Source organism: Cupriavidus sp. 05T41, from assembly GCF_056396525.1.
This window is the reverse complement of sequence record NZ_JBFTLQ010000001.1, coordinates 88,106-111,491: the sequence shown is the minus strand read 5'-3', so window position 1 is coordinate 111,491 and position 23,386 is coordinate 88,106. Positions and strand designations below refer to the sequence as shown.

At 55.1% G+C, this 23,386-nt stretch carries 20 protein-coding genes; 10 read left to right on the top strand and 10 right to left on the bottom strand.

Translation table 11 applies throughout. The features are described from left to right. The first annotated feature begins 111 nt into the window (after window positions 1–111). Genes AC1DKV_RS00535 through AC1DKV_RS00515 form a run of 5 tightly spaced genes read left to right on the top strand, consistent with a single transcriptional unit; the run spans window position 112 to window position 5,274 of the window. Window positions 112–1,212, top strand: a complete 1,101-nt coding sequence (locus AC1DKV_RS00535; RefSeq protein ID WP_441614173.1) for a glycosyltransferase — start codon at window positions 112–114, stop codon at window positions 1,210–1,212. A gap of 12 nt (window positions 1,213–1,224) precedes the next feature. Continuing rightward, window positions 1,225–2,259 carry an NAD-dependent epimerase/dehydratase family protein gene (locus tag AC1DKV_RS00530; protein WP_441614172.1) on the top strand — a complete coding sequence of 345 codons (1,035 nt, stop codon included), beginning with the start codon at window positions 1,225–1,227 and terminating at the stop codon, window positions 2,257–2,259. A 9-nt stretch (window positions 2,260–2,268) separates the two neighbouring features. Next, a complete protein-coding gene (kdsA, locus tag AC1DKV_RS00525; protein WP_441614171.1) occupies window positions 2,269–3,114 on the top strand; it encodes a 3-deoxy-8-phosphooctulonate synthase in 846 nt (281 codons plus the stop codon). Between the two features lie 46 nt (window positions 3,115–3,160). Next, on the top strand, window positions 3,161–4,093 hold the full coding sequence (locus AC1DKV_RS00520) for a KpsF/GutQ family sugar-phosphate isomerase (RefSeq protein ID WP_441614360.1): 933 nt from the start codon (window positions 3,161–3,163) through the stop codon (window positions 4,091–4,093). A gap of 20 nt (window positions 4,094–4,113) precedes the next feature. Beyond that, the gene (locus AC1DKV_RS00515) at window positions 4,114–5,274 is read left to right on the top strand and encodes a beta propeller repeat protein (protein ID WP_441614170.1); all 1,161 of its coding nucleotides are present in this window, start codon (window positions 4,114–4,116) and stop codon (window positions 5,272–5,274) included. 69 nt (window positions 5,275–5,343) lie between these two features. Here AC1DKV_RS00515 and AC1DKV_RS00510 read toward each other — a convergent pair whose 3' ends face one another. The 7 genes from AC1DKV_RS00510 to AC1DKV_RS00480 form a co-directional block, all read right to left on the bottom strand. Next, window positions 5,344–6,534: a capsular polysaccharide export protein, LipB/KpsS family gene (locus tag AC1DKV_RS00510; protein WP_441614169.1), complete on the bottom strand. Its 1,191-nt coding sequence runs from the start codon at window positions 6,532–6,534 to the stop codon at window positions 5,344–5,346. A gap of 98 nt (window positions 6,535–6,632) precedes the next feature. After that, window positions 6,633–7,442 (bottom strand): glycosyltransferase, encoded by an 810-nt coding sequence (locus tag AC1DKV_RS00505; protein ID WP_441614358.1) that lies wholly within the window; start codon window positions 7,440–7,442, stop codon window positions 6,633–6,635. 125 nt (window positions 7,443–7,567) lie between these two features. After that, window positions 7,568–8,752, bottom strand: coding sequence for a hypothetical protein (locus AC1DKV_RS00500; RefSeq protein WP_441614168.1), 1,185 nt, complete (start codon window positions 8,750–8,752; stop codon window positions 7,568–7,570). Between the two features lie 90 nt (window positions 8,753–8,842). Continuing rightward, window positions 8,843–11,065 (bottom strand): polysaccharide biosynthesis tyrosine autokinase, encoded by a 2,223-nt coding sequence (locus tag AC1DKV_RS00495; protein ID WP_441614167.1) that lies wholly within the window; start codon window positions 11,063–11,065, stop codon window positions 8,843–8,845. A 20-nt stretch (window positions 11,066–11,085) separates the two neighbouring features. Beyond that, window positions 11,086–11,523 (bottom strand): low molecular weight protein-tyrosine-phosphatase, encoded by a 438-nt coding sequence (locus AC1DKV_RS00490; protein ID WP_441614166.1) that lies wholly within the window; start codon window positions 11,521–11,523, stop codon window positions 11,086–11,088. Continuing rightward, complete coding sequence (locus AC1DKV_RS00485; protein WP_477117150.1) at window positions 11,520–12,659, bottom strand: polysaccharide biosynthesis/export family protein; 1,140 nt, start codon at window positions 12,657–12,659, stop codon at window positions 11,520–11,522. Before AC1DKV_RS00485 ends, AC1DKV_RS00490 begins: the two co-directional genes overlap by 4 nt. A gap of 599 nt (window positions 12,660–13,258) precedes the next feature. Beyond that, a complete protein-coding gene (locus AC1DKV_RS00480) occupies window positions 13,259–13,543 on the bottom strand; it encodes a hypothetical protein (protein ID WP_441614165.1) in 285 nt (94 codons plus the stop codon). Window positions 13,544–14,215: 672 nt separating this feature from the next. Here AC1DKV_RS00480 and AC1DKV_RS00475 point away from each other — a divergent pair. After that, window positions 14,216–14,419 carry a hypothetical protein gene (locus AC1DKV_RS00475; protein ID WP_441614164.1) on the top strand — a complete coding sequence of 68 codons (204 nt, stop codon included), beginning with the start codon at window positions 14,216–14,218 and terminating at the stop codon, window positions 14,417–14,419. Between the two features lie 216 nt (window positions 14,420–14,635). Here the strand turns inward: AC1DKV_RS00475 and AC1DKV_RS00470 are convergent, their stop codons facing one another. After that, a complete protein-coding gene (locus AC1DKV_RS00470) occupies window positions 14,636–15,385 on the bottom strand; it encodes a carbonic anhydrase (RefSeq protein ID WP_441614163.1) in 750 nt (249 codons plus the stop codon). A gap of 773 nt (window positions 15,386–16,158) precedes the next feature. After that, on the bottom strand, window positions 16,159–17,088 hold the full coding sequence (locus AC1DKV_RS00465) for a viperin family antiviral radical SAM protein (protein WP_441614162.1): 930 nt from the start codon (window positions 17,086–17,088) through the stop codon (window positions 16,159–16,161). A gap of 178 nt (window positions 17,089–17,266) precedes the next feature. Here AC1DKV_RS00465 and AC1DKV_RS00460 point away from each other — a divergent pair, with 178 nt between their 5' ends. The 3 genes from AC1DKV_RS00460 (at window position 17,267) to AC1DKV_RS00450 (ending at window position 21,356) form a co-directional block, all read left to right on the top strand. Next, window positions 17,267–19,987 carry an ankyrin repeat domain-containing protein gene (locus AC1DKV_RS00460; protein WP_477137348.1) on the top strand — a complete coding sequence of 907 codons (2,721 nt, stop codon included), beginning with the start codon at window positions 17,267–17,269 and terminating at the stop codon, window positions 19,985–19,987. Window positions 19,988–20,427: 440 nt separating this feature from the next. After that, window positions 20,428–20,709, top strand: a complete 282-nt coding sequence (locus tag AC1DKV_RS00455) for a hypothetical protein (protein ID WP_477137347.1) — start codon at window positions 20,428–20,430, stop codon at window positions 20,707–20,709. Between the two features lie 5 nt (window positions 20,710–20,714). Beyond that, window positions 20,715–21,356 carry a GIY-YIG nuclease family protein gene (locus tag AC1DKV_RS00450; RefSeq protein WP_441614159.1) on the top strand — a complete coding sequence of 214 codons (642 nt, stop codon included), beginning with the start codon at window positions 20,715–20,717 and terminating at the stop codon, window positions 21,354–21,356. A gap of 115 nt (window positions 21,357–21,471) precedes the next feature. Here the strand turns inward: AC1DKV_RS00450 and AC1DKV_RS00445 are convergent, their stop codons facing one another. Continuing rightward, entirely contained in the window at window positions 21,472–22,152 is a 681-nt protein-coding gene (locus AC1DKV_RS00445) for a PIN domain-containing protein (protein WP_441614158.1), read from the bottom strand. Between the two features lie 206 nt (window positions 22,153–22,358). Between AC1DKV_RS00445 and AC1DKV_RS00440 the strand changes: the two genes are divergently transcribed. Next, window positions 22,359–23,042, top strand: a complete 684-nt coding sequence (locus tag AC1DKV_RS00440; protein WP_441614157.1) for a hypothetical protein — start codon at window positions 22,359–22,361, stop codon at window positions 23,040–23,042. The last annotated feature ends 344 nt before the right edge of the window (window positions 23,043–23,386 follow it).

The following is a 23,386-nucleotide window of genomic DNA, read 5'->3' as shown; positions in this document are numbered from 1 at the left end:
GACAAAACACACTGTGATTGCAAGTTACATTACATCCATAAGAATCCTGAACAATTAACCTCGAATTATCTAGCGATAGCCGAAGCTTACAGTCGAGTTAAAAGCAAGTCTATGAAGATCACGCACCTCATCGAGTCCACTGCGACAGGTACTTTGTCGATGGTTTGCCTTGCCGCCAACTACTTCGCCGCGAACGGACACCAAGTAAGCGTCGTCTACTCCCCCCGACCGGAAACGCCAACTGATCTCGAATCACTGTTTCACCGCGATGTCGTCCTGCATGCCCTTCCGATGGGCCCACGGGATCTTCCTGGCGGCATCCTCGAAGCTCGCAGGAAACTGAAGGAACTCAATCCAGATGTGCTGCACATGCATTCGTCCTTCGCAGGGTTCGTGGGTCGCCTAGCGACAATTGGGTGGAAATCAGATCTAAAATCATTTTACAGCCCGCACTGTATCTCCTTTATGAGAACCGATATTTCGGATCTCAAGAAGCGAATCTTTACGCTGCTAGAAGCCATTGCTGCTAAACGCCATGGAACCTATATCGCCTGCTCGCGCAGCGAAGCGCTAGCCATTGAAGATTCGTTGGGACTTCCCGCGCTCATACTTGAAAATGCTGTTGACGTCGGCTTCTTTACCAGGCCAAACACCGACACCCCGCTTCGAGCGCACCGACCAGACAAGCGCCTCACAGTTGTCACCGTAGGTGGGATTCGCCGTCAGAAGGGTTTCGACCTCTTCTCAGACATTTCGAGACTTCTTTCTCACCGAGGCTTCGAATTTGTTTGGATCGGAGACGGCGACCTCACCAGCAAAGCAGCCCTCACAGATGCAGGTGTTCGCGTAACTGGATGGCGTACTCGCCAAGAAGTACGCGACATGCTTCATTCCGCAGACGTGTACCTCTCAACCGCGGCTTGGGAAGGCATGCCTGTCTCAGTCATCGAGGCAATGGCATCCGGGTTGCCCGTTCTTGCAAATCGATGCCCGGGGAACGTGGACGTCGTTGACGATGAAGTCAATGGGGTTCTGTTCTCTGGCGCAAGTGAGGCCGTTGGCCAACTCGAACGTCTATATCTGAATACTGACCTGCGTACCCAGATCGCGCACCAAGGGGAGCAGGCCGCTCGCGGGCGCTTTGCCCAAAGCAGGTTCCTTCACCAACTCGAACAAATTTACATCCAGCCTTCCCGGGTTGGTGCTCACTAGGAGAAACTCATTATGGAGGAAATCGGGGACGGCAACTGCGCGGTTATCTTCGGCGGAAATGGTTTTATTGGTGCATTTCTGGCATACAGCCTCGCATCCAGCAAAAAATATCGCAAGGTATACCTTTTTGACCGAGAAAGTATCGAGGAAAAGCAAAATCAGTTTCGACTTGAAATGGTGCGATCCAGCGGTGCCATTGAGCTACTTGGGGACGTGCGGCATCCAATCACATGGGCACCGGATGAGAGAGTCGACTTCGTCGCGAATCTAGCTGCAGTGCATCGCGAACCCGGCCACCTCCCGCATGAGTACTACGAGACCAATATCCTCGGTGCGGAGAACGTGTGCGATTGGGCTAGACGAGTCAATGCGACGAATATTATTTTCACAAGTTCGATTGCACCTTACGGCGTAAGCGATGAACGACGTGACGAGAATTCATTGCCGGTCCCGGCTTCTGCCTACGGCGGATCTAAGCTAGTCGCCGAAAAAATTCATCTTTCGTGGCTCAACGAAGATCGCTCACAAAGAGTACTAACAATCGTTCGCCCCGGTGTAGTTTTCGGGCCTGGCGAAAGCGGGAACGTATCTCGGCTCATCCATGCCGTCATGCGGCGTTATTTCTTTTATATGGGGAATAAGGAAACGCGGAAGGCCGGCGTCTATGTAAAAGAATTGGTTGACGCAATGCAGTGGGTACATCAGCAACAGATCGACAGCAAAGACGCATATGCGCTATTTAATATGTCGATGGAACCCGCGCCTGCAATTCGTGACTATGTGAATGCTGTGTGCCTGACTGCCGGAATTAAACGTCATGTACCGGAGGTGCCATTTTCTCTTCTACTTTTGGCATCTCACAGCATCAGCTTGCTCGCCGGCTTGATCGGCCTGAAACAGCCATTTAGTCCTGTTCGGGTACGCAAACTCGTCCGCCCTAACTATATAACGCCTGGATACTTGCTTGCCTCGGGCTACTCATTCAAGTATGACCTGGCCGGTGCGTTTCAAGATTGGCAAACGCTATGCCCGGACGACTGGAAATAGGAACTTAACATGCAGATTGATATTTCGCCCGATATTCGCCTATCAAACCAACTTCCCCTTGTCCTTATTGGTGGCTTGAACGTTCTGGAGGATCTCGACAGCACGCTTTTTGCGTGCGAGCGATTCATGAAGGTCACGACTGCCATCGGAATCCCATTTGTCTTCAAGGCGTCATTCGACAAGGCCAACCGCTCCTCCATACACTCTTATCGCGGACCGGGATTGTTGGAGGGCATGCGCATATTTGACAGGGTAAAAGATGAATTCGCCGTTCCCATAATTACGGATATCCATGAACCTGCGCAAGCCGAGGTCGTCGCAAAGCACGTCGATATCCTACAGATTCCGGCATTCCTGGCACGACAAACCGATCTTATAGTGGCGGCCTCACATACCGGAAAACCGCTAAATATCAAAAAGCCACAATTCATGAGCCCTACGCAAGTCAGGAATATCGTGATGAAGTGCAAAGAGAGCGGGAATCCGAATGTTCTCCTCTGCGAACGAGGCGCGTCCTTCGGCTACGACAATCTTGTCGTCGACATGCTCGGCTTCCGCGAAATGATCAACGCCACCGGTGGTCACCCGCTGATTTTCGATGTCACTCACAGTCTACAGCGACGAGATGCAGGAGCGGAGGCGTCCGGTGGCCGTCGCGGTCAGGTCCTCGAACTGGCGAAAGCCGCTGTCTCGCTTGGTATCGCTGGCCTCTTCCTCGAGGCTCACCCAGACCCCGACAACGCGCTTTGCGATGGCCCGAGTGCACTTCCGCTTGATCTGCTCGAGCCAGTTTTGAAGCAAATCAAGGCGCTTGACGACCTTATAAAGTCTTTTGACACGATAACCGTAAATTGATTTATCGAATAGCAATTTTCGCACGCAACAAATGAATAATAGTCACATCAGCAGCAACGAATTAATTAAGTGGGGAAAGGCGACTCTCCAATCCGAGGCAGACGCAATCTCCGCCCTCCTCCAAGGGATCGACGAATCATTTGCACAAGCTGTGCAACACATCCTTCGCTCGCGCGGGCGGGTCGTTGTCTGTGGCATGGGAAAATCTGGCATAGTCGGAAAGAAAATTGCGGCCACTTTAGCCAGTACTGGAACTCCGAGTTTCTTCATGCACCCCGGCGAGGCTTACCACGGCGATCTCGGCATGGTGACAGCAGAAGATACGTTTCTCGCAATCTCGAACTCCGGCGAAACCGACGAGGTCGTAAAGATAATTCCGTACCTTCGCGATAACGGAAATCATCTGATCTCGATCACTGGGAATCCTGCGTCTACGCTAGCAATGGCAGCACATTGCCATCTGAGTATCGGCGCCGTCGTTGAAGCCTGTCCGTTCCAGTTGGCACCCACATCATCCACCACCGCAACCCTCGCTCTCGGGGATGCACTGGCTGTTGCCGCGATGCGCGCGAAGGATTTTTCCCCCGAGGCCTTCGCTAGGTTTCACCCTGGTGGATCGCTGGGGAGAAGGCTGCTACGGAAGGTGGAGGATGAAATGGTGAGAGACCTACCATTTGTAGAACTCGACACCGGGATTCTGCAAGTGTTGAGCACAATGACAGATGCGAGGTTAGGAATCGCCTTAGTCAGATCCGGCGACGCAGTTGGCGTCATAACCGACGGCGACATTCGTCGGGCGATTGAGCGCCATCGCAGTGCGGTTTTCGAACGAACAGCACGTGACATGATGTCGACCGATCCATTCGCCGTGCCGGTCGGAACGCGCGTGGAGGACGCGTTGGCTCTTATGGACCGTAAAGGTGTCTCGTCGTTGCTCGTAACTCAGAATGACCGCATCGTCGGTGTTTTTAAAAAGTAGCATCCGCACTGCAGAGAAGAATGAACTCTCTTCGCACTCTCGGCATAACATTTATTCTCGGCGCACACATTTTCCTATTGAGTTGCACTGCTCAAGTAGTCAACGGAGGACCACCTGGCACAGTCGTCTCACATCGATTCGCGTCCGACTCGCTATATTTGGGATCACCTTCAATCGCGAAACTGCGTGACGGTACGATAGTGATCTCTCACGACGAGTTCGGACCAGCTGCTAGTGGCGAAAGAACTTTCGTTTACAAGTCGGTCGACCAAGGGGAACACTGGTCTCAAGCGGCCGTCATCGATGGCCAGTACTGGTCATCTATCTTCACTTTCCGGAATAACCTCTATCTACTCGGCACCACAAGTGATCGTGGAGCGCCAATTATCCGCAAGTCCGAAAATGGAGGTATTACCTGGACATCTCCAGACTCGGCCCGCAACGGCTTGTTTCCACTTAGCGGGCGTTATCTTTCCGCCCCTGTCCCAGTTCTCGTTCACGAGGGCAGGCTCTGGCGCTCAATGGAGCGAGTGCAGAAAGCAGGCCTCGAAAGTATCGTATTGTCCATTCCGGAAGATACGCTTGACCTGTTGAACACATCAAATTGGACAATCAGCGCGGGGGCGACTCCCAGTCGACGTTGGCTTGACGGCAGATTTCTCGGATGGATGGAAGGGAATCTCGTCGCAAGCGCAAGTGGCCACGTGACAAATATTCTTCGAGTCAACTACAACGACCGTGAGGAGAAAGCAGCCCTAGTCACTGTCGATTCATCTGGTTCCCGCGCTGAATTCAACCCAGAAACTGGATTCATCAACCTCCCAGGCGGCGGAAAGAAATTCACTATACGCTTCGATGCGAGCAGTGGCTACTACCTCGCTCTATCGAACGCGGTGAAAAATGACTACGCGGGGGGCAACTACGAGCGAGCAAGAAATCGATTATCTCTCATCTACTCTCTCGATTTGCATGATTGGAAGGTCGCCGACGATATAATATTCAATCCAGATTGGAATAGACATGGCTATCAATATGCCGACTGGATCTTCGACGGTGACGATATTTTAACTGCGGTTCGAGTCGCGGCGGACGACTCTCGAGGTGGCGCAAAAAATCAGCACGATTCAAATTACATCACATTCTTGAAAATTAAAAATTTCCGAAAATTACTGCCAAAATGATTCATACCGACTGGCCGCGGGTCCGTCCAAGCGATTGCGCGGCCAGTTCGGAAGCATAGCACCCCACCTTCAATCGGCAGAAATCTGCAACGCCCGTGCTGCGGCCGTTCGGGAGATCGGCATACGCGAAAAGTAGTCGATACCGTCAACCAGGTACCGGTGCACAAATTTCCGCACCTGCACCTCATCGAAATCTCTGTAATAGCTTCGACCAAGACATATTACGGACTTTCCGTACAGATGTGCCTCGAGGCCAATTGTCGAGTTAATCGTCATAACGCAACGCGCGTACTTAATCAAAATCGTCGTGTTGCCCCCAACAATACGAAATCCAAGTTGGTGAGCCATCACCTTAATAGTCTCTATTTCGTTTAAATTGAATTCGGCCGGGTGCGGCTTGACAAGCAGGATGCACCCCAACTCCCGTGCTTTCTCGACAGCAATCCGTATCGCTTCCACATTACCCACTTCGGAATGGAGCTTTAGCTGAGTATCCCCACTCACTTGCAACGGAAGAAAAATGTACTCCGTTTCTTTTAACCTTTCCACATCCATATTCTCGTTGGCTGCCGTGACGGATGCGGCGCTACGAAGCCTTAACCCTTTTACCTTCCTTTGAAGAACGCCATTTGTCCCCAATTTAGCCAGATAATTCAAGCCAGAAGCTATTTTTGCCGCGACCCTCACATTAGATTGAGGTGGGGGGAGGCGCTTATATTCCTCGTATTTTTTGAACCATCGACGATGATCCTCAAGGTCAGCATCGGGCAAAACGTCGAGTAGTGACGGGTCTCGGCTGATGCTTGAAAGCGCATTTACACCCTCTGAGTCTGAAAACAGCTTGTCTGGTAGATTTGATATCTCCAGAAATACTGTATCGATATCCATCTCCTGACAGACCCGCGTCGCCGCTCTGCCAAGCATCTGCTGCCCATTCCACATCGCACACTTCACCACACCGAGTTTCTCGAATAGCTCTCGCGTCTTGCCGTATATGATGCTGTAGTCCTGCATCAGTTGCTGGAACGGCAAATCATCGTTTAAATGCTCGATCGACGTCAGTACGTCGTCCTCCCGCAGGTAGCGAGCCTCGCCACAACTTCTGCGAAAGTAGAATGACCTCTGCTTCGCGGCACGGATCCGAAGATGAGCGATTGGCTCAGAAGTCAGAAAAATGAAGCCGTACCGGTCCGACAGAGGGAGAACCAATCTCTTGAAGAATTGGACGCGCTCCAGAGAGTCAACGATAATTGCGATCATGGCATCGTTCCAGTTGCAACTTCACCGCTCAATATATGTCAAGGCTCGAAAATTCGAGCCGGAGCGAATCGTTGAAATAATATTCCTTCGCTGCCTAGTCACTGTAACTTCCGCATCGCGCGGCGCAGGGTTACTGTGAATCCTCTCGGCGTGCAGAAAAGCAAAATTGACCTAATCAGGCCATAAAATGCGTACGGATTAACTTCGAAATTTTCCAATATAATTTTTATTCTGCTCTTGATCTGAATTCTCCGCCGCATATTGGATATCCCCGCCGGACTAATTAGGCAGTCTACCAAGCTTTCGTTCAGATTTGACGCTTTATGGTTTTGGATAATCTTGAAGAAAAATGCGTAATCTTCCGCTGCTGGCTTATCAACCGGATACAAGCCAGACGTGGCAAGTAAAGAACTCCTAAACATTACTGCCGGATGCGTAAAGGTCGGATTTAGAAACATCATCTTTTTGATCGACGCAAAATCCGATGGGTGCTTGAGGGTGTATAACAGTTTCCCTTCCAAATCGACGAAATCAACCCAACTTCCGACAAGATGGTAATCCATATGTGAGTCCAAGAACTCAACTTGCTTTCTGAGTCGATCGTTCTTGCAACGGTCACCACAGTCCAGCCTGGCAACATACTTGTAAGATGTACCGAGATCAATGAGACCGCGATTCAAGGCATGTTCGATCCCCTGATTCTCATCCAACTCAATCAATCTTATTTTCAGCGCGCCTGAATATTTCTCCAAGATATTGACCGCTTTCCGTTCGACTCTACTGCCGTCATCCACGACGATGACGTCCGGCGCCAGCGAACCGGCCTCGACAGAGTGGATGGTCTCCAACAACGAATCGCCCGCGTTATAGTAAGGTATTAGGACGCAGCACTTACCGGCATTCCCCATCATAACCACCCTCAGGTCACCATTTATTAAGCTAATTACTCGCCTAGATCAGAACTGGATCTGATCACGAACTACACGTGTTCATTTGCCAACCTACGGATTGCAACGCGCTCGCAAGCAAGTTTCTATTTCTTATGCCTTCCTGCAACCCGCATCATTTCCGGTGCATGCTCCCTTTCGGCAACTCTTCGCCATAGGCAAATTTGGTAAAAGGAGGCTAGGGTAAACCAAAGCAGACCAAAAAGAATATGAAACTTAAAAAGAAGCAAAGGAAGAAAGAAGAGCAACTCGACAAAACAACCGCGAAATATTCGCGCAAGGATAGTTGCAAATAATCCGCACCCCAATACTCCCGAAGCAAAATACAAGTAGACCAGGAAAGATGAGTCGCGAACATGGTAACCCCAAAGTCCGGTTACACCGACCCGGGATGTCTCATCCCAAAAAAATCCCGCTCCAAATACATCAGCATTCCACTCGCGCTGCTTGAATTCCTCGAATACAGATTGCCTGCTGGAAATTGCATCGTAATCTACAGACTCTGTGACCCGTAGATTATAAAACTCAAACAAAAATGGAGAGGCAGCGAGAGCTGCCGCAAGGATGGCCACTTTTACCCAGCGAGATCCCTTGCACGCAACAAGAAAGACTGTTCCCAGCAAAGCAACCACAAAAATCGCGGCGATTGAGAGGCTTAGTGTTGCGGTCCCAAGTGCGATAATAATCGGGACCGTAATGCGCCGGTCAATGGCCAAAAGAACGGCGGCAGCAGGAAGTACGGCCATGGCGTAGAATGACGGCTCAGAAAACAAACCTACTCCCCTAATCCCGATGGCTCTTCCTTCCAGCGCCTTAGTCATATAGAGGGATTCCGATTCAACCTCTCTAACATAGTTATTCAAATCGATGAAATCACCGGTCGCCAAGAAATATCCAACCTGGAATAGAAAGAATGCTGCATGAATAAATATAAGAACCTGACAAGCCTTACGCAGCTCACTACACCCAACCACAGCAGACTTAAAGCATATATAAACGGCAGCAATATAAATCTGGACGAAAAAAAACTTAATAAAAAAATTTAAATAAAAATCGTGAAGTATTGAGATCGACCAAACAATCGCCGTGGATGCGAGCACCCCAAGCACTGCGACGCCTAATCCATTTTTTATACTCAACAACTTGCTTCCGTTCACAAGCAAGAGAAGGCACATTAAGATGTACCCGATCGCCGTAGCTCTGACACTAAATGCGTTCAAGGAGAAGAAAAACAAGCTTCCCGAGAAAAGCAAAAATGAAAAACGATTCATCGATGTTGTTCCCTCCGTCGGATTCCCCTTCGCAGGAATCGGTGATTCTGCAAAAGGCGGTGAGCAACCGGCCAGCCGGAGGGTAATACCCTATGCCCCATAGTTGTAGTAGGCGTAACGATACCGACCATATTTCGAGCCATAGCTATATCGAAACGCTTTTGGATCTAGGCCATTAAATATCACACCCTTCACATCGGCGTTGGCATGTCCCAATTGCTTGGCGCTCTCTCGCACCTCTCCGATGGTGCTTCTTTCGAACCTCGTCACCAAGAAAACAGCACCGCAATGTGCGGCGAGAATCGCTGTGTCCGATACAGCCAAAACCGGAGGGGTATCAATTATCACCAAGTCATAACGCCCACTAAACTCATCTAGCAAGTGGACCATTTTCTCATTCAACAGTAACTCAGCTGGATTTGGAGGAATTGTTCCTGTCGAGATAAAATCCAACCCCTCCGCCACGTCACCGTGAGTAACATCTTCAATACTCGCTTTTCCAGCAAGTACATCCGACAAACCAAGGTTTCGATCTTTTCCGAAATATTGATTCAGATAACCTCTTCTCATGTCCGCATCGACTAGAAGCACTCGCTTTCCACCGGAAGCCATAACTGCAGCCAGATTCGCTGAGACAAATGACTTTCCCACTCCCGGCGTGGGTCCCGTTAAAAGGACGCGATTATTGTCAGCGTCAAGCATCGCGAACTGGAGAGCGGTCCGCAAGCTGCGTAAGCTTTCAATGGACGTCTCGTTTGGATAGCGATTCGCGAGTAAGTATTGACCTTTTTTTCGCGAGTGAAGTTCGTTGCTTAAGCTGACCTGTCCCTGCGAGAGCGGAACTGTTGCATAAACGCTAAGCCCGGTGTGTTGCTCGATATCTTGAGGATCGGTAATTCCTCCGAATAACCAATTCCTGATAAATGCGACAATAACACCGAACATAAGTCCGAGAACAGCCGAAAGCGCGATGACCAAGGGCTTCTTGGGTCTAATGGCTTCCTCTGGAACGGGAGAATTATCCAGCAGACGAACATTCCCGACCTTGCCTGCCTTCACCAATTTGAGTTGCTGCATGTTGTTCAGCAACCCTACGTATAGGTCGTTGTTCACTTGAACATCGCGCATCAGACGCAAAGCGTCTTGCTCGATGTTGGGTAGGGATTTCACTCGAATTGCTACGCTTCCAACTTTCTCGTTTAGGCCAGCGATTTGCTGGTCGAGCGCTATCACGGAGGGATGACCAGGTGCGAAGCGAGTTATCAACTCAGCGCGCTTTTGCTTCAGTTCGAGAAGAGTAGTGTCGGCGGTAACGCTTTCTTGGAGAAATGCTTTACCTTCCTCACTCAAATTGAATGTGCCGCGTTTGTTACGCATGTCATTGTATTTGACTTCTGCACGCTCCAATTCGACTTTCAGTTGTGGAAGAAGATCGCCAAGGAATACCAGAGATTTTTCTGCTTCTGCAGCCTTCCTTTTGATATTTTGGGCAACGTATTCCTCACCAATCTCATTCAGGATAGCGGCCGTCAGAATCGGATCTTTTCCATCTAGCGACGCACCGATTATGCCGCTTTGTTTTCCTTTTTCCGCAATCTTTAGATCGTCCTGCAGATCCTCAAGCGTTTTCAATCTTGAATTTCGCACCAGGTTGAATTTTACGCCTGCCTTCGCTTTCAACGAGGTCACCAACACGCTGACAGTCCCGACACTCTGTTCGGATCGAATATCCTCGCCGATAACGCCCGCTATAGGATGATCGAGGCTAGGCTGCTCCAGGGAATAGCGACCGTCTCCCAAGCTTACAATCTGGAAGTTTTCGCCCTCGAGCTCTTCTGGAATATCAAAATGATCGACCTTGATTGCTTCCGCTGCCCAAGCGTAGCCGCCCAACCCGAAGAACCCGGGCTCTGAAAGGCCTTTCGCCTTGCGCGCGATCCCTGCTCCAACCAGCGGGAAGTACTTTGGCTTGGCATCGATATAGAGCTTCAGATTGTCTACTGCTTTTCCGACCACCATTCTTGATCGAAGAATCTCGATTTCCGCGGCAGCCTCTGCCTTCACATCGAAGAGGCTCGATACATCCCCAAGAAGGCTCTTCGCACTGTTGGGGCTGTCCTCAACCTGGACAAGGATATCCGCCTGGTATACGGGTCGCGCAAGGAAGGCGTATGCAATTCCAAGCATCAGAACGACGCACGCAATTGCCGCAATCAGCCAACGGCTTGCAAGCAGCACGTCCAAATACCGGACTAGGTCAATTTCTTCTTCCGGCGGCGCGGCTACAACGACTGGGGGAGGGGTCTGGTTCATTGCCTTTGCTACCAATACTGTTAACGGAGCGCCTGGATGCGCGGCACCCAGGCTTCCACGCCTCGTTGGATCAACTGCAGAGCGTTTTCGAACGCAGTGCGGCTTTCGCGGTACGGATCTGGCACGTCGAACTTGGCGAACTCTCCCATGCGAAATACCCGCCCGGTGGTGGCGGGATAGTGCCGCTGGATATCTTGGCGCTGCTCGTTGTCCATTACAAGGATTAGGTCTGCCCGCGTCGCTAAGACCCGGCTGAGTTGCTGAGCGCGGTGGGCGGTGATATCGATACCGCGTTCCTTCATCAGTGCGACTGCGATAGGGTCGGCAGGATCGCCAATAAGCGCCCCGAGGCCGGCGGACGCGACATTTGTCTCAGGCAAAGCCTGTTTCAGAATCCCCTCTGCCATCGGACTCCGGCAAATATTGCCGATACATACCACCAGAACAGTCTTGATCATTTGGCTACGTTCGCGGCGCCCGTTACGAAGTTGCCGCTGGGCAGCAGCTGGTTGATCACGCGGCTCCAGCGGACCACACCGGCGGCATCGACGTAGACGACGTCCCTGGGCTTGAGCTCGAAGGCTTCGGCCAGCGCGTAGGAGACGGGTGATTTGCCGTCGAGGTGGAACACCTCGGCGTCGCCGTCACCACTCTTGCGAATGACATAGAGTTCTTTGGCATTGGCGGATATGGGATTAAGTCCGCCGGCTTCGCCGATGGCCTCACTGAGCGTGAGGCGACCGTTGCGCGGCAGCACGGTGATGGGCCGCACCACTTCCCCAGCAACAAACACCTTGCTGTCTTCACGCTGCTCCACGCGCACAATGTCGCCGCTGCGCAGCAGGATGCGCGCGGGGTCCACGCCTTGTTGCAGGAGCGCCGGCATATTGACGATGTAGTTCTTGCCATCGCGCGAGATGCGGATGCGACTGTTGTCGCCGGTCAGAACGTTGATGCCGCCTGCGCGGTTGAGTGCCTCGACCAGCGTCATTGGCACATCGTCGATGTTCTGCGGGCCCGGGGTTTTGACTTCGCCGTCCAGGTACACGCGCTTGCTGCGGAATGCCAGCACGCGCACGGTCACCTGCGGCATGGTGACGTACGGCACCAGTGATTTGCTGAGCTGGCCGCGAATATCATCCGGTGTCTTACCCAGGACCTGGATCACCCCTGCATACGGGAACTGAATGGTGCCCGCCGGGCTGACCACATAGCCCGGTACGTTAGCGGCACCACTGTAATTGGGAATGTCGTAGGCCTGACCGATCGAGTACGTCTGCGTGGGGAACACCAACTCAGGGTGATCCCAGACGACGATGGAAAGAATATCGCCCACACCAATGGTGTACGGCTTCGGCTCAGCGTACAGTGCCTCGATGCCGGCGTTGGCCGGTACAGTGGACGCCTTCAGCGCCCGAACCAGTGCGGGGGTGATCAGCGTGACCTTGGGCACGGATTCCGGGTCTTCCGGATCGAGCGGTCGTTGGGGATCGAAACGCATCCCGGGCGCGAGTGCGCAAGAGGCCAGCAACGGGACAATGCCCAGGCTGATTAACGCTCTGATAAACGACTGCTTGCTTGCATACTTGAACACGACTAGTAATTCCCTTGATACCCGAATGCCCGCGCTGCTGTCATTCTCTGACACGCATTGCTGAGACGAATCCGCTGGTCCGACATTGGCACACGCTGGTGCCTTCCCGCTCTACTGTGTGCAGCGCGCGGAGATGAACCTGGCGGTGATGGCCTCGTGTTGTCTGCCCGGCATGCTCTCTTGCACTGCATCACCGCGCGAAGGACCGGCGAAGTGTATGGCTCCAGGGGGGCAATCTTCAAGGCAATACAGGCGTTTTTCCTGTCTTTTCGATCCCCCCTTAAGTGTGGACCCGACAAAGGTAGGGATGCGCCGACAAGGGGTTACGAGCAACAATCGCCCCCTTGATGACGGTGGGAAATTGCGCCGGTACCCTGCATGCTTCACCCGAAAGGGTTAGTAATTCGTTCGAAATTTCCAGCGATATTTCTGGCAGATTTATTTGATGTTTTATTGTGCTCTGCCAAGGGAAATGACTTTTGATTCTCTGCCCACCCTACGATGGGAGGGAAAACTCGATCGCACAAGGGCACCGTACGCACGAACGCGACAACCCGGCAGTCCTGCTCGCCGGGTTACCGCGTAATGTTGACGCTGCATTATGCCCCGCCCTGTCCCTCTTGTTCATGCTGGGCAGCGAGTTCGCTCAGCACCAGAGTCTCGTGCGCCAGCCCGGCGGCAAGCGAGAGCAGATGCCCCTGAGGATCGTCCGCAAGGTCCTGGCCAACGGTGGCGCCGTCTTGCGTGACAGTGAGCAGCGCGTGGAGCTGCGCGGCCTTCTCACCCGCCAGGCTCAGCGGGTCTTCACATGGGAAATGGGCCGTAATGAACATGTCGGCGCCGGTGTGTTCAGCAGTGATGCCGTAGCGGGTGTGCTTAACCATGGAACACGCTCCTTTGCATCGCGTTGATGCATCCAGAGGCGGGGGCGAACTGCGGATGTGTCGATTGCAAGCAATGGGTGACGGGAATGAAGGACATGGAGTGACCTCCTGTGCGAACAGGTTTGACAAGGAGCCGCGCGGAGCGGCTCGACGTCCTTTGTGAACGGGCTGTCAAACCCAATCGCCGTGGATGCGACACGCGAAGTCTAGATGCCAGCAAAAATCCAAGCCAGCTAAAGTGCTTCGAGCGTCGCCCACAGTGGACAGGGAGATGAGTAAGCATGGGTGCCTCGTACGTTAGCGGTAAGAATGCCGCCTTGCGGCGGTCGTCCGTCTACGTATTGCGGGCTGCTATCCCCGGCCACCGCGGTTGCGGCGACTGCAGAATCTTAGCGAATCAAGTCTTGAAGGGAACGTCCCGTTGTCTCATGCGGGCCCGCGAAGTGCCCGGCACTCAACCCCCACCGCCGAACTCGTGCCTCCGCTGTTGTCGCGGACTGAGCCATGGCTGCTGACTACGTTTCCCTGATGTTCGCAATTCGAAGTTGAGTGGAGTGAAGCGGTCGCCCGGACGGCGGCGCATCCACCCCCTGCTATCCCCCTCGCCTTAGGGGAAAAGAAATACACCGGCGAGCCGTACACTTCCCGGATGAATTTTTGCGGCGCTGCACCATGAGCATCTACCTGCTTGGCTTTCTCGCCTTTGAGGCGCTGTGGTTCTTTCCGTTCCGGAAGGTCTTCCGCACCGCCCGTTTCGAATCGGGCTACGAATACCTGGCGCTGATTCCGCTGGTTGGGCCCTTGGTCTGCCTTTGGATTCTCGCCTTTAGACCCTGGCCGCTGAAAACGCGACTGGTGCGCTCCTTGTCGTCCTGAATAAAGAAAGGTTCATCGCCGATCTGCAGGCGACTGAAGGCCGGAGAACGACCCCTGTCAGCCGTTCAATCCAGCGTCGCCCCGACGGCAGCTTCCAGGGTGCTGCAGCCGGCCGGTGGCTAACCTTGGCTAGCGGATGTACCGCGCTTGCGGCACCGACGCGTTATGTAGTCTGCGGCAACATCCCTCCAGATATTGAGGGACCTTGGGCTCGCTCTAGCTCCCGGCCTGTATCTCGCGCCCGTTCAGCGGTTGCGTCGGCCGCGCATTCATCTTGTACAACTTGCGGAACGCCGCGAGCTGCGCCGATGACAGGCTCACTGGCGTCTTCATCACCACCCACCGCACATCTTCGCTGCACGGCGGCGTCGTCAGCGATCCCATGAAGGTGTAGTTGCTGCGATCCGCCGGCAGCAGGTCGCCAGCATTGATGTTGCCATCCAGCCGCCGTTTCTCGCCTTCCTTCGCCGGCAGGTTTGCAAAGACTGGCCGCAGCGTGGCATTTGACTTCCCGGTGCGGAACAGCACGGCGATCGCCGCCAGCTTGCCGTCCGCGCTCTTGTGTACCAGATGGGCGACCAGTGGATAGGCCTTTGCGTTGATTTTCTCTTCGCTCGGGGTGTGGAAGTGGAACTGCACGAGCTTGTAGGCCACCCCGTCGAGGGTAAGGGTGCCCCCGTTCTCGGGCTCGATCTGGATGGTATGGCCGTTGTTGATGACCTCTGCGCTGGCAGGCATATGGGAGAGGCCAACGGGTTGGGCCGTCTTGCCGGTCACCTTGCGTGTCTCGATATTGATCGGTGACTGCCGGTGGCCGATTCCACACACCGCGTAATCCGCTTCCAGACCCGCCCAGTGCCTTGGGTCGGTCTTGCCCTGGTAGGACCAGTGCACCTGCTCCGAGGCATGGGCCAAGGGGGTGAGAAACAAGGTTCCCAATGCTGCGATCACGATCCGTGCTTTCATCTGATTACCTCACGTTCTGAAAATCGCTTAACTCAGGCGCGGAGGCCGGCTCCGGCGCGGCCAGCGCACCATGGCACCAGAGGTGCCGGAATCGTGCAGACGCCGGCTTGCGGGCCCGGTCGGGCTACCTCCATGTGCGCAGGAAAGTGTATAGGAAATGAAGATGACATCGGGCACCGTGAATTCCCATGTTGCCCAACGGCAAGGTACTGGTTGGGGTGGTGGTGTGGGAGTCCTGTCCTCGTCAGAACTGTTCCACCGAGATCGATGCGCACATGTCCGCGGCGCGCGCTGGCAGGTCTGCCAGAGCATCGTCTCCACGAAGCTGACGTTTGAATGTCTCGGGGGCGCCGTGCGCGAACGGCCGTAGGGCGCTAAGACAGCTCTCGGCAAGCCTTCGTCTGCGGCAAGGGCGCCGTGTGCCCCCGACGAGGTGCGGAAAACACTCCCCCAACTCCCTGCGTAACGCACTTTTGAGCACCTTCCCCGCCGCCGACAGCGGTAGGCTGTTGCGGAACGCGAAGCTCTTGGGGCATTTGTACCCTCTATCCTGCGTTTGCGGACGGCACACTCTCGTTAACGACTCGACGCGCGTTTTTCACGTCTCGCTTGAAGTTCAACCAGGCCCTTCGATCGCCGGGGGCACAGGGGACGATCAACGCTCTTGCCCAGAAGGAGGCAGCAGGCCGCCGTGTCTGCCTCCCCGCGTAAATCTCCAACCCTCCCTAACGAGCCGGCGAACAAGGACGTCATCTCCTTTCCGGGGGAATACTTCATCGCACGGTGCCCGTCGAGGAGTATCGAGCCAGATATCTCGTCGACGACAAAGCGATCTTCGCAAATGCGGCGATTGCACCGATGCGAGGGATTGGCGGACTGTAGTGATACCCGCTGCGAGATCCCGCGTTCTGGAAGAAGCGTCCAAGCGGATCGATCATGATGTATGACTCGACCATGTCGACATTGTTCTCGGCGCGCAGTGGCAAGCCGTATCCGGAATGACGTTTCACGAAGGCGGCGAACTGAGCGTCGGAGACGCCGAGCTCGGATGAAATGATCGGGAGCATCTTGAGCACCTTCCACTTTTCCGGTGCCAGTTTGCGTATCAGCGGTGTCATGTCTTCATCGCAGTTTAGTGCGTTGACAACCGTATTGATTTTCAGGCGGAGTTCTGGATTGATGCGTCGCGCGGCCGCAATGCTTCCTTCCAGCGTGTCGGGCGTAATCTGCCGTCCTTGTCTGTCACGACGACCGATTTCTCGGTTGCTCGCACTACACGCCGAATCCAGACTGACGCCAAGCAACGACAGGTATTCGGCCAGCGCTTCCGCCAGTGCAGGAGTCAGCAAGCTGGCATTGGTGATGATCGAAACGCCAAATCCCAGTTCGCGCGCAAGCGCTGCAATGTTCAGGATCTGCCTGCTATACAGGAGCGGCTCGCCGCCGGCCAGGTTCAGCCGGACGGACGTCCATTTGAATGCAGGCGTAAGCGGATTGGTCGCGTTCCCGGGAACAAAGAACGTCTGCAGTTCTTGGAGCAGGCGCGTCGTGCCAGCCCAGTCATGAATCAGTTCTCGACGGGACTCGGCGTTGTCCCATTTGGCATAGCAATAACGGCAACTGTAGTTGCACGCTTCGGTCACATGCCAGTTGATGACCAACTCGCGCGAGATGGGCTGATGCTCTTTCTTGGCTTGCAGCAAGGACACTCTCCGGTGGATGCGGGTTCCCCCAGATTGCCCGTAGTGCGGCCACCGCGAAATGAATCTACCCGTCCCCTCGATCGCGCCGGATCGAAAGGCGGGGGACGCCAAAGTTCATTGGATTCTTTCCCTCCATCGCAGAGAATGAGGATCACTATCCACTTCTTAGGATGCTTCCATGGCCGTCCTGCCGACCTTCGAATCCGTTCTGCTCGAAATCAGCCAGTGCATCGGCCTTGAGCGTCTGTCGTCAAAAGATCAAGGGAAGTTCGTCAAACTCGAAAAGAAGCTCAAGAGTCACCTAGCCATACTGAAAAGCGAGCTCGAAGGGATTTTCGATGCGCTCGAATTGAGCGAAGCCGCACGCCGCGATGCCTCTATCAATCTGGACGATTGGACGGGCTTCCATCGTTCCCTCTCTCAGAATGTCTGGACATTTGATGCAAGCGCTCAGCAGGTTGTCTGGCATATGTGCGCCTTCACCTACGCTCCAGCGGCAGGACGCCTGATCGCAAATTGGAATCTCGTCGAGCCCTTTGACCACGGCATGCCCGGCGGTGAATTCTGGTTCCTTCCCAACGTCGACCAGACGACGAAACAGATATCCCTTCCCGTGCAGCACGTCGTCGATTGGCTTATGGATCTTCTCGGCCTGCCGATGGATCAGGTCGTACTCAGTCTGGGCGGCGCCAAGGCTAGAGACGACGCCGATGCGCCCGATTCGATGGAGCGGACACTCTACAAATGGCGGAATGGGACGATCCCCAGGATCCAGTCGATCAAGGACTATTTTCCGAATGACGCCACCATGGAATTCAAAGGCACCCTCGACTTGTCCGGTGAGCTGCCGCACGAGGAACGGATCGCCGCCGCGCTGACCTTTGTTCATCGCAAGAAGCTGGACCCGGAAGCGCTGCGTTCGCAGATCCCGATGACGCAGCCCGGCCGCATTGAAGCTGTCATGAACGACGAGGCATCGACCGAAGAGCAAGCGGAATTCGTGCGGCTGCTCGAGGTTCGCTATGCCAGGCCGTCGATGCGCACCATTCGCCAGCGCCTCCGCATCGCGCGTGCGGTGCAGGACGGCTACAAACGTCTCGTGGAATTTCTGTGTCCGGGCGTTGCCTTCACCTGTCCTAACGCCAATGAGAACAAAGTGCTGCAGCTCTTCGCCCTCTTTCGGATCAGCTACAACATAACCGTCGAAGCCTATAAGTGCGCCGAAAGCGAAGTGGAACAGGACGCCTGGTTCGAGCATCGTCTTCCGCCTCTGGAGCGAGCGACGGTTTTTCTGTCGATCGCGCCTTCGCAAAGGTTGTCCGCCAAAACCGAAGTCGCCGATCTGCTGACCCACCGCTTCACGACCCTAGACTCGCAGGCCCCACTTGACGACTTTTTCGCGATGGATAGCGCGGATGCGCTACGCGTGGCCCAGACGAAGGGCTTGTTGCTGAGCGACTTTATCGAGAGCAGGAAACTGGAGATCGATCTGAAGGACCGGGCCCGCAGGTCCTCGCCCTGGCGAGCATTGCAGGCGGAAACTGACTACATGGCGGTTAGCCAGTTGGCGTTGTCCTCCGACGCCTCGCCAAGGGCGCGCCAGGCGGCTATTGAGCGCATGAGACAACTCGCGCAGTCCCCCCAACAGGTGGTCGGCGCACTCGTGTGCGCACTTGGGAACCTTCTCAACTGCGGCTCCTCGGACCGGCCCCACGACGTCGAACAGCGCGTCGAGGCGCTGCTGCAAGAAGCGGAGCGCAGTCCTGCGCGCGCTACCTGGGCGTTGCCGCTTCTGCAATATCGGGCGAAGCACTGCCTCGCACGCAATCAATTCGAGGAGGCGACAGAGCTTTTCAAGCAGGCTATCGACTCCGGCTATCAGCGCAACTTCGGATCGATGTTCGGCGAGGCGGCGCGCGACCTCTTAGCGACACTCGTCGCGGACCGGCGACTCGATCCCGATAAGCACGAGCGACCGTATCGCATCATGCTGGCGAATAACATGATAGAAGGCGATCCTATAAACATCGACATAAAGGACGTAGCGAAGGTCGTCGCCGAATACTTCTGGGACACGCTCTACAAGCCCTATCCGGGCTACCCGAGGGAACGGCCAATCGCCGAGGCGCAAGTGAAGCAAATCATGGGCGAAACATTCCGGATGATCGAAGAAGGAGATTGGGACAGTCTGCAGCGCTGGTTCGACGATAACGCCAAATCGTTCGGCAACAAGAAGTTGGACAGCGTGCGAGGCGATTCCGTCCTGCTGTGTTGGTTGAAATTTCTCAACGGGCTCGAAGCGAGTATGCCGCGCTTGCACACCATGATTCCGAAGGGGCTGTCCGACGATGTCAGTAGGCTTGCCACGCACCTCGAAAGGCGCCGCCACGCGATCTGCCTTCTACTGAGAGCGTGGCCTGAACAGGCGAACCTGACGGATTTCAAGCGGCAGAGCCCGCTTATGCTCTCGGCTGATCGCGGCGACGTCCCGATTGTTCGCGCCGTGCTCGATGCCGGCGCTGTTGTTGACCAGCAGGACCATCTAGGCAGAACGTCAATTCACGCCGCAGTGAAAGGCGGGGGGGCCGAGTGTCTCGCCGTCATTCTCGCGTACCACCCAAATCTGCAAATAGTCGAGGATGGCGAGAAAAGCAGCGCGTTGCATACTGCCGTCAAGCTCGGACGTGCCAAGATCGTGCACATGCTGGTAGATTATGATCCCGGCTTACTCCACCTTGACAACGCGAGTGGGTTTACGCCGCTTGAATTTGGTGAGCAGATACTGCGTGATTGGTCAGTCTTCGAGCGCGCAATGAACTACAACCACGTGAAGATCGCAGACCGGAGCGACTATGTCTCTTGCGTGGAGTACCTACGTTGCATGACTAGCGGTAAATAGGAGGAGTCACACCCAGTCGCCCTGCTCCACCGGATCGATATTCGGCCTTCGGCGAGCCGTTTTCGCGACTTTTGTATCCGTGAGTGATGGTGATCGGCCGATTACCAACGGGAAGCAGTCGGCTGAAAGTTTTCCGAATGGCAATGGCGGACGGCAGTGACCGGTCGAACGCGGACTCGCCTGCACCGGCGGAAACGCTCAGGAACGCCGGTGTTTGGGGGCGGACTTGGTCGGCTAGTCAGGTCGCGGGCGGATAGCTGGCCCTTGCCAACCCGCTTCTGTCATTCGTCATTAAAATGGGGTAACGTCAGGTTTGTGAGGACTCTGGTCAACTCAAACCATAAGCAAGTGCGCGCATAGAAGAATGGACAATCAATCAGGGGCGGCGACAGTGCAAATTTTTATGCTGACGGCTAGAATGACCTTCCATCTGTTTCGCCATGAATTCCGCTATGACGCGTCATTGGTCTGAAGACCCCTACTGGACGGAGGCTGCCCACCGCTTCTATGAGCTTCGCGAAGAAGGAACGAAGCAACTCGTCATTGACCTCGATGCCATCGACGAGACCCTATACGACGGGGATGGTCCTGCATACCGGGCCCTTGAGGCCATGCTCTCGGTGCACGAGCATGAAAGCATGGATGGATTCCGCGGGGCTCCTCGAATTGTCCTGGCGCTGCTGCAGATACTCAGCGAACAAGACCGCAACTCCAAGAAATAACGCCCATGCCCAGAGTTATCTACGTGCTGAAAAACGAGGCCATGCCCGGTCTTGTGAAAATCGGGCTCACCACCGATAGCGTCGAATCCCGCATTTCCAATCTAAGCTGCGGCACCGGAGTGCCGCTGCCGTTCGAGTGCCACTTTGCCGCCGAGATACCGGAGGAGATCAATCTGAACAAGCTGGAGAAAACTCTCCACCAGCTATTCTCCGAACACCGCATTAACCCAAAGCGAGAGTTCTTCAAAGTCGAGCCAGAGAAGGTCGTGCTGGCACTGAGCATCGGCAACTTCAAGGAAATTACCCCAGGCAAAGCCGACATCGACCCCGTCGAAGTGCAAGCCATGGAAAAGGCGAAGGAACAGCGCCGATCGCGTATCAATCTTGCTGCGCTCGGTATCAAGGCTTGCGACATCCTGGTGCTGGCTCGGGATGAGAGCATCACGGCAACAGTCCTCGATGGCGGTAAGGTCAGCTTCAAGGGCGAAACCATGAGCCTGTCCGGCGCCGCCCTGAAAGCCCTCCAGGACATGGGATACAAATCGAGTTCGGTCAGCGGTTCCGACTATTGGATGTTCGATGGCGAGCTGCTGGACGAGCGCAGAGTCCGGCTCGAAGCGAAGCAATTCGAAGAACAACCGGCCTAACCAAAAGGGACCCCCCCACCCATTGGTGGGGCGAGGGCGCGCACGCGACGGCGCTACCGACGCATCTCTGCCATTCGGAACAGCTCGCGTCGAGCGACTGTTGGACTGCCGCTCGTCACCGGGCGTATCGGCCTACGCAACCGGCACACATCCATTCCCCATCGTCGTAGATACCCCCGGTCATGTCGCCGCGGCAGTTGCACCACCCGCAGACTGCGAGAATGCCTTGCTGGCGGTCTGTGAGGTGCCTGCCGCCACGCTGACCTTCACGCTCTGCGAAGCCGGCTTGAGAGGAAGGCAGTTGCTTGCGGTCCGGGGGGCTCGCGAAGCAGCCGCAATTCGTACACCAGCGGCCGCCGTAGTGCGCGATTGTACTCACCTTGTGACATCTCCTGCAGGCGGTCGTTTCGTCATTCTCGCCCTGACACACGGGCTCGCACACGAGTTCGTCCATGCTCTCCAGACGTCGACATTTCAACCCGATCTTGTTGAGGTAGGCCAGCAAGGGGTCGAAGCCCTTGTCTCTCGACAAGACAAAGCACTCTGTCTGTGGTGCGGTCTCGATCATTCGGCCGAGTTGGAATGCGATGTGGAAGTCCAGTGCATTCTTGCCACTGCCTTCGATTTTCAGGAAGTCAACGCGCTGGAACCTGTGCGCGGTGGCGGGCTTGGTGACTGCCTTTGGTGGATTCTGATTCGCGCCGACGAAGATCATCGCGCTATAGCTTTTGTCCAACGGCGAAAGGTCAATCTTGTGGACGTTCTCGTAGTCCACCAGCAGGAGCTTCCTAGTCATGTCTTTGCAGCCAAAATGTACGTAAGCTGGAATTGTGGCTCGTTCAGGGCGGCTATGTACTCCCGCCGCCCCATACTTTAGTGGGGGGGTTGCCATCAGGTCGTCGCCGCTAAGATGTTAGGTCGTGCATACACGGGGGAAACGGCACAGTGGGCGTCCAGGATCGAGACTACACGCGGGACCGCGAGAGATTTCGCGACGGACACATGAAATTGCCACCGCGCCGACGCGGGTCAGGACTGACGGTGGGCCATGTGGTCATCGCGGTTATCTTCGGGTGCATCGGCTTACTTGCTGTTCCGATGTGGAAGCTATTTGGGCCTCGCGACTACAGCCTACCCACGCCGCCGTGGGCCGAGGTGCACGGCAGCGACGGCATAGGGCAAACCACAACGGCCGGATCGTCGTCCGACCCCGAGCGGCGCATCCTTGGCCAGATTCCGAACTCAATGCCTGCCCAGCCTGCAACGCCGCCGACTCCGTCTGCCCCCGCCCAGCCGTTTCCCGACAATGGCACCGTGCTGACATTCCAGCAACTGCCGGAAGGTCAGGCCGCAGGATTTACCGTCGACGCAATGGCCAGCAGCAGCCTGAACATCGTTAAGCTTGAGGAATGGAACACCCAGCGGCCGGTTCTGGTGACATTTGTACGCGGAGGGACGGTGTCCAGTATCAAGGTTCCCTTCGGTGTATATCGGGTCAAGATGGCGGGGGGTGAAGCCTGGTACGGGCTTGACGATCTCTTCGGCCCTTCCACGCAGGTGCAGGTCGGAGACAAGCCGCTTCAGTTCTACTCAACCGGGGACACCATTACTGGCCATACCCTGTATCTCCAGCGCACGCCGGCGGGCAACTTCCCTACCAGCAGGGAAGGCAGGCGCGCCTTCTGACCATCTGGAATCCCGTTGCGTTCCGATCAATTTCCTTGGTGCTCTGGGGGCTAGGCTGGATCGTCGAAGGGTTCGCAGCTACGCTGTTGGTGACCCGGTGCTGCGCTCCGGCGCAGGCTACTGTGAATGCTGAGTGCCTGCTTTCGCAAGCGAACACCGCCCGCTTCTGGCAGGCAAGCGATCTCCACCAGTCGTGAGCCGGTCGGCTCTTACCGATCCCATACCTGTCGGTCGTCACGGGGGCACATCAATGGCCGTTTCCAAGGTACAACGTCCCTTGATGTCGGCATGGAAAGCGTCGCCAATTCGGCCGACGCAGACCTGGACGGTCGAATGATCGACCA

Coding starts and splice junctions, on each gene's coding strand:
- AC1DKV_RS00535 (WP_441614173.1), top strand. CDS start 112: ATGAAGATCACGCACCTCATCGAGTCCACTGCGACAGGTACTTTGTCG.
- kdsA (WP_441614171.1), top strand. CDS start 2,269: ATGCAGATTGATATTTCGCCCGATATTCGCCTATCAAACCAACTTCCC.
- AC1DKV_RS00440 (WP_441614157.1), top strand. CDS start 22,359: ATGAAATTGCCACCGCGCCGACGCGGGTCAGGACTGACGGTGGGCCAT.
- AC1DKV_RS00505 (WP_441614358.1), bottom strand. CDS start 7,442: ATGGGGAATGCCGGTAAGTGCTGCGTCCTAATACCTTACTATAACGCG.
- AC1DKV_RS00450 (WP_441614159.1), top strand. CDS start 20,715: ATGCCCAGAGTTATCTACGTGCTGAAAAACGAGGCCATGCCCGGTCTT.
- AC1DKV_RS00480 (WP_441614165.1), bottom strand. CDS start 13,543: ATGGTTAAGCACACCCGCTACGGCATCACTGCTGAACACACCGGCGCC.
- AC1DKV_RS00490 (WP_441614166.1), bottom strand. CDS start 11,523: ATGATCAAGACTGTTCTGGTGGTATGTATCGGCAATATTTGCCGGAGT.
- AC1DKV_RS00455 (WP_477137347.1), top strand. CDS start 20,428: ATGAATTCCGCTATGACGCGTCATTGGTCTGAAGACCCCTACTGGACG.
- AC1DKV_RS00500 (WP_441614168.1), bottom strand. CDS start 8,752: ATGAATCGTTTTTCATTTTTGCTTTTCTCGGGAAGCTTGTTTTTCTTC.
- AC1DKV_RS00515 (WP_441614170.1), top strand. CDS start 4,114: ATGAACTCTCTTCGCACTCTCGGCATAACATTTATTCTCGGCGCACAC.
- AC1DKV_RS00510 (WP_441614169.1), bottom strand. CDS start 6,534: ATGATCGCAATTATCGTTGACTCTCTGGAGCGCGTCCAATTCTTCAAG.
- AC1DKV_RS00470 (WP_441614163.1), bottom strand. CDS start 15,385: ATGAAAGCACGGATCGTGATCGCAGCATTGGGAACCTTGTTTCTCACC.
- AC1DKV_RS00530 (WP_441614172.1), top strand. CDS start 1,225: ATGGAGGAAATCGGGGACGGCAACTGCGCGGTTATCTTCGGCGGAAAT.
- AC1DKV_RS00495 (WP_441614167.1), bottom strand. CDS start 11,065: ATGAACCAGACCCCTCCCCCAGTCGTTGTAGCCGCGCCGCCGGAAGAA.
- AC1DKV_RS00475 (WP_441614164.1), top strand. CDS start 14,216: ATGAGCATCTACCTGCTTGGCTTTCTCGCCTTTGAGGCGCTGTGGTTC.
- AC1DKV_RS00460 (WP_477137348.1), top strand. CDS start 17,267: ATGGCCGTCCTGCCGACCTTCGAATCCGTTCTGCTCGAAATCAGCCAG.
- AC1DKV_RS00445 (WP_441614158.1), bottom strand. CDS start 22,152: ATGACTAGGAAGCTCCTGCTGGTGGACTACGAGAACGTCCACAAGATT.